Origin of the sequence: Leptospira koniambonensis (assembly GCF_004769555.1) — a bacterium.
In the GTDB taxonomy this organism is placed as follows: Bacteria; Spirochaetota; Leptospiria; order Leptospirales; family Leptospiraceae; genus Leptospira_B; species Leptospira_B koniambonensis.
Genome location: NZ_RQFY01000006.1, coordinates 23,591 through 36,972, shown reverse-complemented (window position 1 = coordinate 36,972; position 13,382 = coordinate 23,591). Strand labels below are relative to the sequence as shown.

The window sequence follows — 13,382 nt, the reverse complement described above, 5'->3', positions numbered from 1 at the left end:
TAGGTATTCTGAGTTTATATATATTAAATATATTTAATTATATTAAATGATTTCGAATCAAAACGACCTCCGACTATAGATTCCATTTGATATAACAAATAGATCCTTCGATATAACGAATATGAATCAAGTAATCGGCAAGGAAACGGATATTATCCCATTTTTCCAACCGATCTTGTCAGTGGAAGATGGGCAAATTTTCGCTCATGAGGTTTTGGCCCGCAAAAAGAATGGAGATGATATTGTTTCTGCGGGTTATTTATTCTCTGCTGAGGCTGGTCTATCCGATTCTGAACTTGGAGATTTAGAAGAAAACATCTGGAGAAAAGCATTAGAAAAACTTAAAATTCATCCGGACCAATCTAAATTATTCTTAAATATTTCTCCAAATCGTCTTTATAGAGAATTGGAGAATGAAAGGATTGATTCCTTCAGATTATTACGATTAACCAGAGAATATGGAATAGAACCAAACCGTATCATTTTAGAAGTCACTGAAGAAGAATTTTCTGGAAGTTTAGATTCCTTAAGGATTGCAGTAGACCTTCTACGCGCGTATGGATTCAAGATCGCTCTGGACGATTTGGGATCGGAGGCTTCCGGTATAGAAAGAGTGGGACTTCTCCGCCCGGACTTTTTAAAATTAGATCTCAGATTAATCAGAGCATCTTCTCGTTCTCCATCGGTGCGAAAAGTATTAGAACATATTCGCGACCTCGCCTTTTCCTTAGGAGCTTCCGTCCTGTACGAAGGTTTAGAAACCCAAGAGGAATTGTATTTTGCATTAGAGGGTGGAGCAAGATTCCTACAGGGATTTTTGCTTTTGAGGCCAGGAGCAGAACTTTCCACAGGTAAGGAGCCTTCTCTATCCATCAAAGAAATGGTGAAATTTTTTCATCAGAAAAAGATGGAAGCACTTAAACAAGAGCTGAATTTCGAAAATAAGATCAGACTGACTTTAGGGGAATTTCTAAATCCCTTTCCTGTATTAAAAATAGCTAATAGATATTTAATAGATGCTTATACAGTTTTTCAATCTTCTAAAGAGATCCATAGGGTCTATATAACCGATTCTAAAGGAACTCAATTATCTCCTTATTATATGAGAACAGGAGAAGATTCTTTTAGAGAAACAAGTCATGGGATCGGTAAAAATTGGTCTTATCTCCCCTACTTTTATAGGCAGCTTAGAGATTCTATGAGAAAGCCCGATGACTGGGGAATGAGTGAGCGTTACTTTGATAGCGACGCAGTCAAAGATCTGATCGTTTTTAGTAGAGAAGTAGAAACGGGTGCCTATGTATTTTTGGACGTGACCGCTCCTCGCCTATACTAAAAAACGGTTTCAATGAGTAGCGTTGAGAATCAAATCTTGCAGGATATTTATAGGGCGTCTTCCGAAGGAGGATTTCTTACAATGAGGGATTTGGAATTGAATACTTCTCTTACCGAATGGAATTTGAGACCTCATTTAGAAGATCTAAAAGAGGCCAGTCTGATAGTGGAGCACCCGGAAGGTTTCCAGGTAGCTCCTAAAGGTAAACATTTTTACAAAAGTAATTGGGGTTAATTCGGAACTTCTAGTTCTTCTTCCGTTGCCAGAACTTCTTCTTTTTTACCTTGTGTTCTATTCAATATAATCACTGAAGAGACTGCAAACAATCCACCGAGTAATGTGCTCAATTTAGGCTCTTCTCCCAAAAAGATCCAACTTCCTAAAAGTGCAGTGACCGGAACTAAAAATATAAATGAACTCGCAGTTCTTGATCCCAGTCTACTGGATGCATAAAAATACACTGTTGTCCCAAAAGTCGTAGATATTACGGAAAGATAAAGTAGTTGTACCCAAAAATTCCAATCATTATCCGTCACTCCACTTAGGTCATATGGAAATGCAAGAAATAGATCCAAAACTGTCCCTATGCTAAACACATAAAAGCTGTAAACCATAGGAGACATTCTTTGTCCTGTGCTATGACTGTTCATACTGAGGATGGCCCAACTGAACGCACAGAGTAAAAAGTAAACATTCCCCGATTGGAACAGTAATGTCCAATCTCCTTCCCAAATTTTTAAAAGTAAAAATCCGCCGGTTAATCCTATGAATAAACCTATGAATTCTTTTCCGGAAGGAAGTTTCCTTTGGAATGTGTGGACTAAGATATAGGTGAAGATCGGGTTCATCGTAGTAACGAGTACCCCACCTGCTCCGGCCAAACCTTGGCTAAGTCCTAATAAGAAGAATTGATTATAAATTGTGTATAATACTGCGCCTATCGCAACTTGAAGTAATCCTTTTTTATCAGGTAAGGCGATTGATTCTTTTCTGATGATCAAGATCGGAACGAGAGAAAGCGCTGTTGCTAAAAATCTCCAGAATACAATTACGATCGGAGGTTCCGTGCCCACGATTGATTTTGCGGAAGGCCAAGCGAATCCCCAACTCACCATGGCGATCACGAGTAGGATAAAGAATTTTATAGATTGATTTTGGAACATCCCTAGTTCTGCCTCATTACCAGTTTTTTTGTTCTCTCCTTGAAGAGGAGTATAATAAAAAACCCGGCCTTAGTGCCGGGTTTTCCTTTCGATTTAGACTGTATCTGAAAGATCATGCATTTAGATCGATTAGATAACCCCTGCGTGTCATTTGATCGTCGGTATTTACGCCTACCTTGGCGAGACTCTTCGGCGCTGTAACAACTGTGTCCATATTGCTAAGCGGGTGAAGACGATCCGGCATATTACGGATAGTGAATTCGGATTGGGAGAATTGTTGGGCTGCTCGGTTATTGCTTCCGGCTGCGTTGATTTCTTGTAACATAACTGCGAATCCTATTTTTACAAAATTTAGACTATTCAGGAAGTTTTGTAAAGAAATAAATTTTCACAATGCCTCACCTTCCCAACGAGGATAAACCATCTCTTCTTCCTCTTCTGGAATGGAAGAGCCTGCTTCATCCTCGAGTAATGTGAATCCTCTTGGTTCACCTATAAATTCTGGAAAATATTCGAAGAATAATTTACCAGCGATAATCCTTTTAGCAGCAGGATAATTTTGTTTGAATGTATCTGAGAAGTCCAATTCAGGCAATTGATGAAATTGGATCCTGTCTTCGAAATTGATAAAGTCTTGTTTGGAAAATCCAATATTCCTAGAAACGATCTCGTCTTTGAGTAAGATCCAATCTAGTTTGAATCTCATCCGATAACCTTGGAAAGCAGAAGATCTTTGAATAAGATTTACAACTCTCATCAATGGATATTCCATATTATAATAAGGTGTAAGATAGATCATCAGGTATCTTTGGGAAAAACCGAGTGGTTCCCAGACATTTTCAGGAGAAATATTATTATCTCCGTCGAATCTTAACTCTTCCAACATAGAATGAAGAGCAGGAGCATTTTTCTTTTCAGTATAAAATTCCTGAATGGCGATCTCTCCGAATTCCCCGTAATAGAGCCATTTGTACAGGTCTTGGATCTCTGCCAAAGGATGAGCTTGTAAGAACCGATTTAGACTATCGATCTTCTCTTCTCTGGTACGGTTTTCGTCTATCTCCTTGTGAATCATACCTTAAGGAAGATTTTTAGATCGGATCATTCCCGAATTCAAGCTTAAAACTGACTCTTAAAAATTTTAGAAAAACTTTATTCTTGGTCTTTATACTTCTCTTTATCGGAAGCAAACTCTTGGCCTTTGATCAATCGGATCAAATTGGTTCTATGTAAAACCAAGATTGTAGAACTAATACATAGGATGGCCCAAAAGATAGGTGTATTAAAACTTTTTTCTTCTAGTAAAGAAAGCAGATAATACGAAATAGGCAGAGTGATTGCTCCTCCGATGGAGCCTATAGATACAAACCCATAGATCTTTTTCAAACTTAAGAATACGATCAAAGTGATCAGTATTGGTCCCGGAGCAAGTACTGCAAATACTCCGAAGCTAGTCGCCACTCCTTTCCCCCCTTTGAACTTTAAGAAGGGAGAAAACATATGACCAAGAACAGCGACCACTCCGCAAAAAAGAGAAAGGTATTCTTGGGATTCTCCGTAGATCAATCGGATCGCGAGTGGAAAAACTGCCCCCTTTGCTATATCTAAAAGTAAAACTGGAAGTCCAATCTTCCAACCAAGCATACGAGTAACATTGGTTGCTCCGATATTTCCACTTCCTTTTTGTCTGATATCTATTCCTTTCAATTTAGCTGCTAAAAATCCAAAAGGAATAGAGCCTAAAAGAAAAGATGCAGGTAAAAAGTATGAATACAGTTCGTTCATTTTCGATCAGATCTCAATTCTAAACGGATTGGGATCCCTTTTAGATTATACTTCTCAGTTAACTTCTTCTTAATGAAAGTTAATAGATTGGATTTAAAATAATCTATATGGTTTACGAATAAGATCAAATGAAATGGAGAAACAGAAACTTGGGTACAATACAACATTTTAGGAGGTTTGTTTGCGGAGAAGGACCTACCTGCTTCTGCCATCCAAGCTCTAAGTGATTGGTTCAATTCAGAAGTGGAGATCTTTTTCTTAGAGCGAGCCGCAAGATCGATGGTCATCTCCATCATCTTATGAATCCTCTGTTTTTCCTTAGCGCTTAAAGTGATGATCTGAATCTCTCTTAAAAGAGGAAACCTGGAGTATAAACGTTCTTGGTAGTTTTTAAAGGAATCATTATCCTTATCTTCTATTGCATCCCATTTATTTACAGCTAGTAAGAATGGTTTTCCTTCTTCTTGGAGCATTCCTACGATCTTCTTATCAAATTCTCCGAAACCTTTGAGCGCATCTAAAAGATGGATAACCACATCCGAGTTTTCGATGGTTCTTTTTGTTCTTTGGTAAGAATAAAATTCAAGAGCCTCTGCTTTATCCGATTTTCTACGGATACCTGCGGTATCAGTGATACGTATCTTTTTACCGTCAAAAGTAACGGTTGTATCCACAGAGTCTCTAGTTGTTCCAGCAACCTCGCTCACAACTGCTCTATCATATCCGCAAAGTGCATTTAATAAACTGGATTTTCCAGCATTCGGCTTTCCTACGATTGCAAGACTGAAGTCTTCAGTAGAAACAGAAGGAGTTTCTCCTTCTTCCGTAGTTTGGTTTTTTCTTTTTGCGGTTGGAAGTAAGAATGCAATTTTTTCCAAAAGAAGTGGAAGGTTCCTTCTTCCTATAGCAGAAATTGGTAGGATTTCCGACAGACCCATCTTATAAAAAGAATCTAGGTCTTCTTCGTCTTCTGGATGATCCACTTTATTTACACAATACAATACTGGGATCTGATTCAGTTCCGGATCTTTCCTGAATTTATCGATGAGTCTGGAATCATAAGAAGTGACTTCATGTAGATCTAGAAGAAAAACTACAAGGTCAGATTCTGCAACTTGTCTGAAAGCATTTTCAAGAACTGCTTCTTCCAGACTTTCAGGTCTTTCGATATCCAGACCAGGAGTATCACATAGTAAAAAATCTAAACCTTTCTCAGGACTTAAAACACGGGCACGGAGAACATCGCGCGTCACACCAGGATAATCTTCCGTGATCGCTAATTTCTTTTTGAGAAGTGCGTTGAATAATGTGGACTTACCAACATTCTGGCGCCCTACAATGCTAATAATTGGAACTCTTTTTTTAGAGGACATTTAGGAGTAATTCTTGGTCTTCATCGCTCTCGCGATTTCCAGTTTTGCGTCGCTTTTTTTCATATCTTCCCGTTTATCGTAGAGTTTTTTAGGTTTTCCTAATGCTAATTCCACTTTCGCCCAACGGTTTTCTTTAAAATATACTTTAGTAGCGACGAGCACCAATCCCTTTTCTTTGATCTGTTTATCTAGTTTATCTATCTCTTTTCTATTCAGTAGAAGTTTGCGTGGGCGAATATCAGGATGATTCGTATATCCCCCGTTCTTATACGGAGTAATGGAAAAACTATCCAGGTAAACTTCTCCGTTTTTTATCTTTGCAAATGCATCAGTGAGGTTTGCTTTTTTTTCTCGAAGACTTTTGACTTCGGATCCGGACAAAACTATGCCTGCTTCGATGAATGAGATCAACTCGAAGTTAAACTTGGCTTTTTTATTTACCAGAGGTTGAGGGCTATTGTCTTTTTCCTTCTTCGTTGCCATAGTTCCCAGGCGCGGAGATACCCGCGTTTGCCGTTATCGGGAAGAATGGTGAGTGAGGATCAATCTTCCCAGTTCCGCTCCGATTAAATTCGGCATATTATAAAAGTTTTCGGAAGTGATTTGGATAGAATCCGGAAATAAATGCTCCGCAATATATCTGCGTCCCAGTCCCACACCCAAAAACACGTAATTTTTATTCGAATGTTTTAGGATCTCTGCCTTTAGACGTTTATTGTCTCGGGATTGGATCTCGTGTTCGATCTCCGTTTTACCCCTTTGTCCCCTAAAGTCCGAAATCATAACCAGTATTTTCGTCTGGGCCTCCGGGGAAAAGTAGGATTCTATCTGTTCAAGGAGCTGATATTCTTCAATTGAATCCCCTTGCCAGTCAGCACGTAGAGAATCGAACATCTCCTCTTCTTTCTTGGAATCGAAGTATTCGTCCATTCGTTTCACTTGAACCAAATCAATCCTGTCTTTTCGGTTCATTCTATCAGAATAAGCTGTTACGGAGAAGTTTACGTCATGTTCATCCAAAATATGGGCGCTGGAAAGCATTGCGGATAATGTAGCGACAGAATATTCGAAGTTGAAGATCCTGCGGGACTTGGAAACAAGGAAGGCGACTTCTACACCTTTTAGTTTTTCTTCGTCCTTATCGATTGTGGTCTTATCGAATACTTTGGAGTCCCCTTTTCCGGAAAGAAAGGATATATATTTTCGAGTGTCAATGCGGGAACCTTCACTTCTGTACATCCGGTTGATATCTATCTCCGGATCAAAAAGTCTTTCCAAATTCAGTTCTACTTCTTCCAAACTGCGTCCGAATACTTCTTTAAATTCTTTGATGCTCGTTTGGATTGTGTATTCCCAAAGTATCCTACGTTTTGCTAGGAATGCTTTGTATAATTCTTCCGTGCGATAACCCCAGGCTCCACCTCCGCCTGCAGGTTCACCTTGGCCCATGTTTCCTCTGGTCTCTTGTCCGTACCAGGCATCCGGTCCTTCTTTTCTTTGACCGCCTGTTTCAGGAGTGTTGATCTCCAGGCCTTCTCTTAATTCTCTTCCAGAGTTTTTAAGTTCAGCTTTTCCAGTAAGAGGTTCTCTCTTATGAAGTTCAGGATCCCACCAACGTTTCTTTTCGATTTCGGTAGAAGGGGTCAGAGTTTTTTTTTTCTTATCCTCCAAAGTTTGGAAGAAGTCCGATACAATCTCGATTCCTGATAAGGAGAATTCTAAAATTCTCTCCAACTCTTTTCTTTCTCCTGGATCTGAGACCTGGTTAGAGTAAGCGATTTTTCCACCTCGGAAAGCGATCTCTCTCAAGCCCTCTTTTCCGAGAGACTCATCTGCATAACGAAGAATATGATCCTTCCATTGCAGAAGATTAGAAAGTCCGAATGTATAAGGCATTAAATTTGCAGAACCGATGGTTCTCTTTTTAGCAAGATCCTTAATCTTAATATGGAACTCCGCCATTTTAGAGACAAGATCTCCTTCAGGGAGATAGAAGTTTAGAATTTCTTTAAGTGTAGCATTGTCTTCCAGTTCAGGGAATAGGACAGAAGTAAACCTGTTACGGAATGCTCTGGAAATAGTAGGAGTAGATTTAGTCTTTCTGAATAATTTCAGTGCGAAGATGCGAGAATCCTCTTTTAAAGAAAGAGGTTTATCTTCAGAACTTTCAGGAGGAAGAACGAGTGCTCTTGCATCATCTGTAAGCATATTCAATTTTTCTACTAGTTCGGCACCCGCTGCTTCCAGGTTTGTGATTAGGATATTTCCACCTTCACGAATCCCTTTCGTAAGAGGACCATCTACCCAACCTACTTGGGAACCGGCAATCGGTTTTAAAGCGCCTATAATATCCGCAGTATGGATCCCTTTACAAAGATGAACTGCTTCCAAAGGAACACCACTGATCTCGGTAAATAAAGGCAGAATGAGCTGAGGATCTTGCTCTTCAGAATATTCGATCAGAACATTTTCTTTGAATTGGACTGCAGAGTAAACCTTCTCCGCAAACTCTCTTAGTTTCAAAGGCATTGGAACAGAAGATAGAATTTCTTTTGCAGTATTTTCGTTAGTAACATGGATTTCCTTATCGTTACAGAATAAGGATCCCTTATGAATTTCAAATTTAGGTTCAGGGAGATTCGGTTTGGATTTTAATCCAGTTTCCTTGAGAAGAAGTTCAATTTGTGCATTACGATCTTCTTCTTTACGGAATGGTTCTACGTAAAAATTCCAAAGTTCTCTAAATCTAAGCTCTGGTTGATCTGCTTTTAAAGCCAGGATACGATTACAAAGTTTTTTAAGATTTCGGATATTGAAGTGATATTTTTCTAAATCACCTTTTCCTAAACTACCAGAAACAACTTTTGTCTCAGTTTCTAAAGAAATACGGATACAGGATTTGAGAATATCTGTGTCCATATTCGGATATAATTTTCCTAAGATGAACAATATCTCGTCAGGAGTATGAGGATCTATAAATACTGTAGAATAATATCTTGTGATATCGAAAGGAAGCGGCTTACGTCCCTCGAATCCTTCCGAAGGGTTTTGGGTTCCTATAAAATTGAAACCTTCTGCTCCATGGATACGAGTTCCATCACCTTCAATCAGCTCTAGATAATTGGATTCGTATACTGTAGAAAAACGTTTGATGATATGAGGTGGACAAAGGTTCATCTCATCCGCCACAAAACTTGCACCACTTCTAACAGCGGAAGTTAATGGGCCATCTCCCCAAGCGAAACCTTTTCCATCCAAAAGTAAACGATAAGAACCGATCAGATCTTCTGGAAGAGTATCTTCGTTAAAACTAAATCTTGCAGTTGGATGATTTCTTTTGAAGTTAATATAATAAATAAGTGCGTTTTTACCTACCCCAGCATCTCCAACAAGAAGCACAGGGCGAGATTCCAGAAGAGGATACAGAATATTTTGTAAATTCCTGATCGTGGAATCTGTTTCCACCAGATCAGAACCTAAAGAGCCGGAGTTATTTCCTAATTTAGACTTAGGTACTTTGATGCCGGCGATTGAAATTGTATCCATGTCCCCAAGATCCGGAAAGTGGAATTCCGAGGCAATCTCATTTCGGTATTTCTGAGAACGATTGGTTGGGAACTCCAACTAGATCACGCAGAGACGCAGAGGTTCGTATTGAGGCGCAGCGTTAAGGTCTCACGCAGAGCCGCCGAGTCGCGGAGGTATAAAAATTTGAAACAATGTAGGAACTCCAACATCAACACCTCTCTGCGTCTTTGCGCCTCTGCGTGCCATGATTCTCTGCGTGCCATGATTCTCTGCGTGAAAATTTTCTACACATCACCCAATTTCAGTTTGTTCGGCAAACGGGTTTCTCATTAGAGTCTTTATATGAGCCAGAGTACCCTTGATTATGTACTAGCGCAAAGAATCCAAGGTTTGGATTCCTCAGCCATCCGAAAAGCATTCGAACTTGCCGGGACATTAAAAGACCCGATCAATCTTTCCATTGGACAACCTCATTTTCCTTGTCCTCCCAATATTGTAGAAGCTGGGGTCAAAGCTTTACGTGACGGAAAAACTGCCTATACCTTAACCGCAGGAATTCCAGAACTGAAAGAAGCTCTTTCCCAAAAATACAAACAGGAAAACGGGATCGATTACGCAAGTCCAGATCGCCTTTTAGTTACTTCAGGTATCAGCTCCGCGTTTTTACTACTTTTCAATTCTCTTTTAAACGAAGGAGATGAATGTCTTGTAGTAACTCCTCACTTCTTAATGTATCCTGCTTATATTAAAATTTATGGCGGGAAGATGAATACAATCTCTGAAGATTTCCAACCGGAAGATCTGAATGTATTCAAGGACAAGAAGTTGAAGATCATCATCTTCTCCACTCCTTCTAATCCTACTGGAACTGTTTTAACTAAAAAACAATTAACTGCTCTTGCAGAACTTGCAGAAAAAACTGGAGCTTATCTGATCTCAGATGAGATCTACGAGAAATTCGATTACGATAAGTCTTTCTTATCTGTTGGATCTTTTTACGAAAGAGCGATCACTCTTTCCGGATTTTCCAAAACATATAGTATGACCGGACTTAGACTTGCATCTATAGTTGCTCCTGCTCCTATTATAAAAACATTAACTACGCTACAACAATACACTTTAGTTTGTGCACCTTCCGTGACCCAGTGGATGGGAATAGAAGCTCTCAAAACAGAGATGCAGCCTTATATAGATGATTATAAGGAAAAAAGGGATTACGTTTACGAAAATCTAAAGGACCATTACCAGCTGAAAAAAAGTGGCGGTGCGTTTTACTTCTTCTTAAAAATAAAGGAGAAGGACGATGATTTTGTAGTACGAGCTGTAAAAGAAAAAGGCCTGATCTTAGTGCCTGGTTATATATTCGTAGATTCCAAAGAATATATCCGTATCAGTTTTGCTTCCGAATGGGAGAATCTGAAACGCGGAATAACAGCACTAAAAGAACTGGCTTCTTAAGAGAAAATTTTGGCGGAGTACTATTCCGAATTCCCATATTTGATCTTTTTCATATGGATTGGAGGCGTTTTAGTCTCCTTTTCCATGGGAAGTTTTTATTCTACCCTGGCTTATAGGATCCTCAGATTCTATTATGGAAAAGAAAGAAAGATAGGATCCAAACTTTTCAGATTTAAGAAAATCTTAATAGAACCTTCTGCGTGTGAATCCTGTGGAACTCAGATCAAAGGCGCTTCCATCATTCCGGTATTTGGATATTGGATCTCTAAAAAGGAATGCAGCAACTGCAAGAATCCAATCAATCCTTTATATTCTTTATGCGAGGCAGTATTCGGATTATTGTTTGTAGTCTCCTTTCTTCTTTCCGGAAAATTATTAGGTAGTTTTGCATTCGTTGCTTTATGCGGACATCTATTGGTCGCGGCAAGCACAGACTTTAAAAAGTTTTCTCTGGATTACGAAAATTTGCCTTTTATCGTTTTGTTTGGAGCATTGGCAAATTATCTATTATTCGATTCTGTTCCTGGCAAAGCGGAATTGATCGTATACGTTTCCTTCTCCGCTGTGTTCTTCTTAATTTATTTTATATTTCCAACAAGTATGGGATTTGCTGACGCAATATTCGCTCCAGCATTTGCATTTTTAAGCATGCATCCTTGGTGGATCTTTTTCTTAAATTCTTCCTATGGGATAGCGATCATTATTACTATCCTGAAAAGAAAAAAAGGAGAAAGTTTAAGACAAGTTCCGATCCCGATGGGAGTGTATTTTTCGATCGGCCTAGTATTGACATTTCTGGGTAGGATGCTTTCAAATTCAGGTTTACTTCCCAACTGGGCAGATCTCATTCTATAAGAAATATGGAAAATAAGATCTCAGATATCCGTAACGAATATAGTAAAGCTTCTCTGGACGAAAAAGATATCGGAGATTCTCCCATCGATTTTTTCAAAACTTGGTTCGACCAAGCAGTTCATTCAGAAGTAAGAGAACCTACCGCAATGACATTGGCAACCGTTCGAAAAGATGGAATGCCCGACGCAAGGATCGTTCTTCTAAAAGGTATCGAAAAAGAAGGATTCCAATTTTATACAAATTATACAAGCGCCAAAGGAAAAGAATTAGAATCGAATCCGAATGCTTGTTTGGTATTTTTCTGGGCGGAATTAGAAAGACAGGTCCGGGTCAGAGGAAAGATCTCCAAACTTTCCAGAGAAAATTCAGAAAACTATTTTCATTCAAGACCATTTGCAAGCCAGATAGGCGCACTCGCTTCTGCTCAAAGTGATCCAGTAACTGATCGATCTATTTTAGATAAACATTACGAAGAGCTAAAACTAAAATACGAAGGCAAAACCGTACCCTTACCAGAAAACTGGGGAGGATATATATTAGAAGCTTCTGAAATAGAATTTTGGCAGGGACGAAGAAGCCGCTTACATGATCGGATCTTATTCCGAAAAGAAAGCGGCTCTTGGGCAAAAACCAGACTACAACCTTAGTTCAGTCCGAGTAAATGCCCCATTCTCATTTTTTTAGTGAATAGATAGTGATGGTTATTTCCTGTAGGTTTGATCTCTATAGGAACTCGATCCGTAACTTCCAGACCATAACCTTCCAAACCAACAATCTTACGAGGATTATTGGTAAGAAGTTTCATCTTACCAACTCCAATATCTTTTAGGATCTGAGCACCCACTCCGTATTCGCGAAGGTCAGGAGCAAATCCTAATTTCTCGTTAGCTTCTACAGTATCCAAACCTTGGTCCTGCATATTATAAGCCTTGAGTTTGTTAATAAGACCGATCCCTCTACCCTCTTGTCTCATATAAAGAAGAATACCCTTCCCTTCTTGAGCGATCATAGAAAGAGCAGAATGGAGTTGAGGTCCACAATCACAACGTCCGCTTCCGAAAATATCCCCGGTAAAACACTCAGAATGTACACGGACCATTATAGGATCGTTTTTATCAATTTTACCTTTTACTAATGCAACATGGACCTTATCATCTATGATAGTAGAATAAGCTCTGACAGAAAAATCTCCATACTCAGTAGGAAGAGTTGTCTCTACTTCCAGATGAATTAGATTTTCTTTTTTCCTTCTGTAACGGATCAGATCTTCGATGGTGTAAATATTCAGTCCGTGTTTCTCTGCGAATTTTTCCAAATCAGGAAGACGGGACATTGTTCCATCATCATTCATGATCTCGCAGATCACAGAAGCAGGATAAAGGCCTGCAAGTTTTGAAAGATCTACAGATGCTTCCGTATGACCCGCTCTTCTGAGCACTCCTCCCGAAACCGCTTGTAAAGGAAATAAATGACCAGGTTTCATTAAGTCGCCTGGTGTGGTTTTAGGATCTATTAAAACTTGGATTGTAGTCGCTCTATCCTGGGCGGAAATCCCGGTAGTAGTTCCGTTTTTAGCGTCAACGGAAACTGTGAATGCAGTCCCGTGTTTGTCGCCCAAACTCAGGTCGTCCACCATTCTATTCAGACCGAGTTGTCTGAGTCTGTCTCCCTCCATAGGAAAACAAATTAGGCCCCTTCCATAGGTAGCCATAAAATTCACCTTTTCTTTGTCGGTGAATTCGGCGGCACAAACCAGATCACCCTCGTTTTCCCGATCTTCGGAATCCACGAGAATGATCATCTTCCCCGCTTTTATATCTTCGATTGCCTGTTCAATGGAGCCGATCATGATTCCACCTCATTTCTTGGACTGTTTTTTTTCCA

General features: G+C 39.4%; 13 protein-coding genes. 5 read left to right on the top strand and 8 right to left on the bottom strand.

Annotated elements, in window-relative coordinates; genetic code table 11:
- Positions 1-121: 121 nt before the first annotated feature.
- Positions 122-1,336 (top strand): EAL domain-containing protein, encoded by a 1,215-nt coding sequence (locus EHQ52_RS13695; RefSeq protein WP_135615774.1) that lies wholly within the window; start codon positions 122-124, stop codon positions 1,334-1,336.
- Between the two features lie 12 nt (positions 1,337-1,348).
- Positions 1,349-1,570, top strand: coding sequence for a hypothetical protein (locus EHQ52_RS13690; RefSeq protein ID WP_100709452.1), 222 nt, complete (start codon positions 1,349-1,351; stop codon positions 1,568-1,570).
- On the opposite strand, the gene EHQ52_RS13685 is transcribed toward EHQ52_RS13690, so the two are convergent.
- The 7 genes from EHQ52_RS13685 to EHQ52_RS13655 form a co-directional block, all read right to left on the bottom strand.
- Complete coding sequence (locus EHQ52_RS13685; protein WP_135615773.1) at positions 1,567-2,499, bottom strand: DMT family transporter; 933 nt, start codon at positions 2,497-2,499, stop codon at positions 1,567-1,569. The two genes, EHQ52_RS13690 and EHQ52_RS13685, sit on opposite strands and share 4 nt — an antisense overlap.
- Before the next feature lie 112 nt (positions 2,500-2,611).
- Positions 2,612-2,824, bottom strand: coding sequence for a hypothetical protein (locus EHQ52_RS13680; protein ID WP_100707304.1), 213 nt, complete (start codon positions 2,822-2,824; stop codon positions 2,612-2,614).
- Positions 2,825-2,887: 63 nt separating this feature from the next.
- Complete coding sequence (locus EHQ52_RS13675) at positions 2,888-3,574, bottom strand: hypothetical protein (protein WP_135615772.1); 687 nt, start codon at positions 3,572-3,574, stop codon at positions 2,888-2,890.
- A gap of 77 nt (positions 3,575-3,651) precedes the next feature.
- A complete protein-coding gene (plsY, locus tag EHQ52_RS13670) occupies positions 3,652-4,284 on the bottom strand; it encodes a glycerol-3-phosphate 1-O-acyltransferase PlsY (protein WP_208653509.1) in 633 nt (210 codons plus the stop codon).
- Complete coding sequence (gene der / locus EHQ52_RS13665) at positions 4,281-5,657, bottom strand: ribosome biogenesis GTPase Der (RefSeq protein ID WP_135615771.1); 1,377 nt, start codon at positions 5,655-5,657, stop codon at positions 4,281-4,283. Before der ends, plsY begins: the two co-directional genes overlap by 4 nt.
- Positions 5,658-6,140 (bottom strand): SsrA-binding protein, encoded by a 483-nt coding sequence (smpB, locus tag EHQ52_RS13660; protein ID WP_135615770.1) that lies wholly within the window; start codon positions 6,138-6,140, stop codon positions 5,658-5,660.
- A 33-nt stretch (positions 6,141-6,173) separates the two neighbouring features.
- Positions 6,174-9,203: an AAA family ATPase gene (locus EHQ52_RS13655; protein ID WP_135615769.1), complete on the bottom strand. Its 3,030-nt coding sequence runs from the start codon at positions 9,201-9,203 to the stop codon at positions 6,174-6,176.
- Between the two features lie 324 nt (positions 9,204-9,527).
- Here EHQ52_RS13655 and EHQ52_RS13650 point away from each other — a divergent pair, with 324 nt between their 5' ends.
- Genes EHQ52_RS13650 through pdxH form a run of 3 tightly spaced genes read left to right on the top strand, consistent with a single transcriptional unit; the run spans position 9,528 to position 12,145 of the window.
- On the top strand, positions 9,528-10,643 hold the full coding sequence (locus EHQ52_RS13650; RefSeq protein ID WP_100709447.1) for a pyridoxal phosphate-dependent aminotransferase: 1,116 nt from the start codon (positions 9,528-9,530) through the stop codon (positions 10,641-10,643).
- 9 nt (positions 10,644-10,652) lie between these two features.
- On the top strand, positions 10,653-11,498 hold the full coding sequence (locus EHQ52_RS13645; protein ID WP_135615768.1) for a prepilin peptidase: 846 nt from the start codon (positions 10,653-10,655) through the stop codon (positions 11,496-11,498).
- Between the two features lie 5 nt (positions 11,499-11,503).
- Positions 11,504-12,145, top strand: a complete 642-nt coding sequence (gene pdxH / locus EHQ52_RS13640) for a pyridoxamine 5'-phosphate oxidase (RefSeq protein WP_135615767.1) — start codon at positions 11,504-11,506, stop codon at positions 12,143-12,145.
- Here pdxH and EHQ52_RS13635 read toward each other — a convergent pair.
- The gene (locus EHQ52_RS13635) at positions 12,142-13,347 is read right to left on the bottom strand and encodes a bifunctional 3,4-dihydroxy-2-butanone-4-phosphate synthase/GTP cyclohydrolase II (protein WP_135615766.1); all 1,206 of its coding nucleotides are present in this window, start codon (positions 13,345-13,347) and stop codon (positions 12,142-12,144) included. The two genes, pdxH and EHQ52_RS13635, sit on opposite strands and share 4 nt — an antisense overlap.
- Positions 13,348-13,382: the final 35 nt, after the last annotated feature.

Coding starts and splice junctions, on each gene's coding strand:
- EHQ52_RS13695 (WP_135615774.1), top strand. CDS start 122: ATGAATCAAGTAATCGGCAAGGAAACGGATATTATCCCATTTTTCCAA.
- EHQ52_RS13690 (WP_100709452.1), top strand. CDS start 1,349: ATGAGTAGCGTTGAGAATCAAATCTTGCAGGATATTTATAGGGCGTCT.
- EHQ52_RS13685 (WP_135615773.1), bottom strand. CDS start 2,499: ATGTTCCAAAATCAATCTATAAAATTCTTTATCCTACTCGTGATCGCC.
- EHQ52_RS13680 (WP_100707304.1), bottom strand. CDS start 2,824: ATGTTACAAGAAATCAACGCAGCCGGAAGCAATAACCGAGCAGCCCAA.
- EHQ52_RS13675 (WP_135615772.1), bottom strand. CDS start 3,574: ATGATTCACAAGGAGATAGACGAAAACCGTACCAGAGAAGAGAAGATC.
- plsY (WP_208653509.1), bottom strand. CDS start 4,284: ATGAACGAACTGTATTCATACTTTTTACCTGCATCTTTTCTTTTAGGC.
- der (WP_135615771.1), bottom strand. CDS start 5,657: ATGTCCTCTAAAAAAAGAGTTCCAATTATTAGCATTGTAGGGCGCCAG.
- smpB (WP_135615770.1), bottom strand. CDS start 6,140: ATGGCAACGAAGAAGGAAAAAGACAATAGCCCTCAACCTCTGGTAAAT.
- EHQ52_RS13655 (WP_135615769.1), bottom strand. CDS start 9,203: ATGGATACAATTTCAATCGCCGGCATCAAAGTACCTAAGTCTAAATTA.
- EHQ52_RS13650 (WP_100709447.1), top strand. CDS start 9,528: ATGAGCCAGAGTACCCTTGATTATGTACTAGCGCAAAGAATCCAAGGT.
- pdxH (WP_135615767.1), top strand. CDS start 11,504: ATGGAAAATAAGATCTCAGATATCCGTAACGAATATAGTAAAGCTTCT.
- EHQ52_RS13635 (WP_135615766.1), bottom strand. CDS start 13,347: ATGATCGGCTCCATTGAACAGGCAATCGAAGATATAAAAGCGGGGAAG.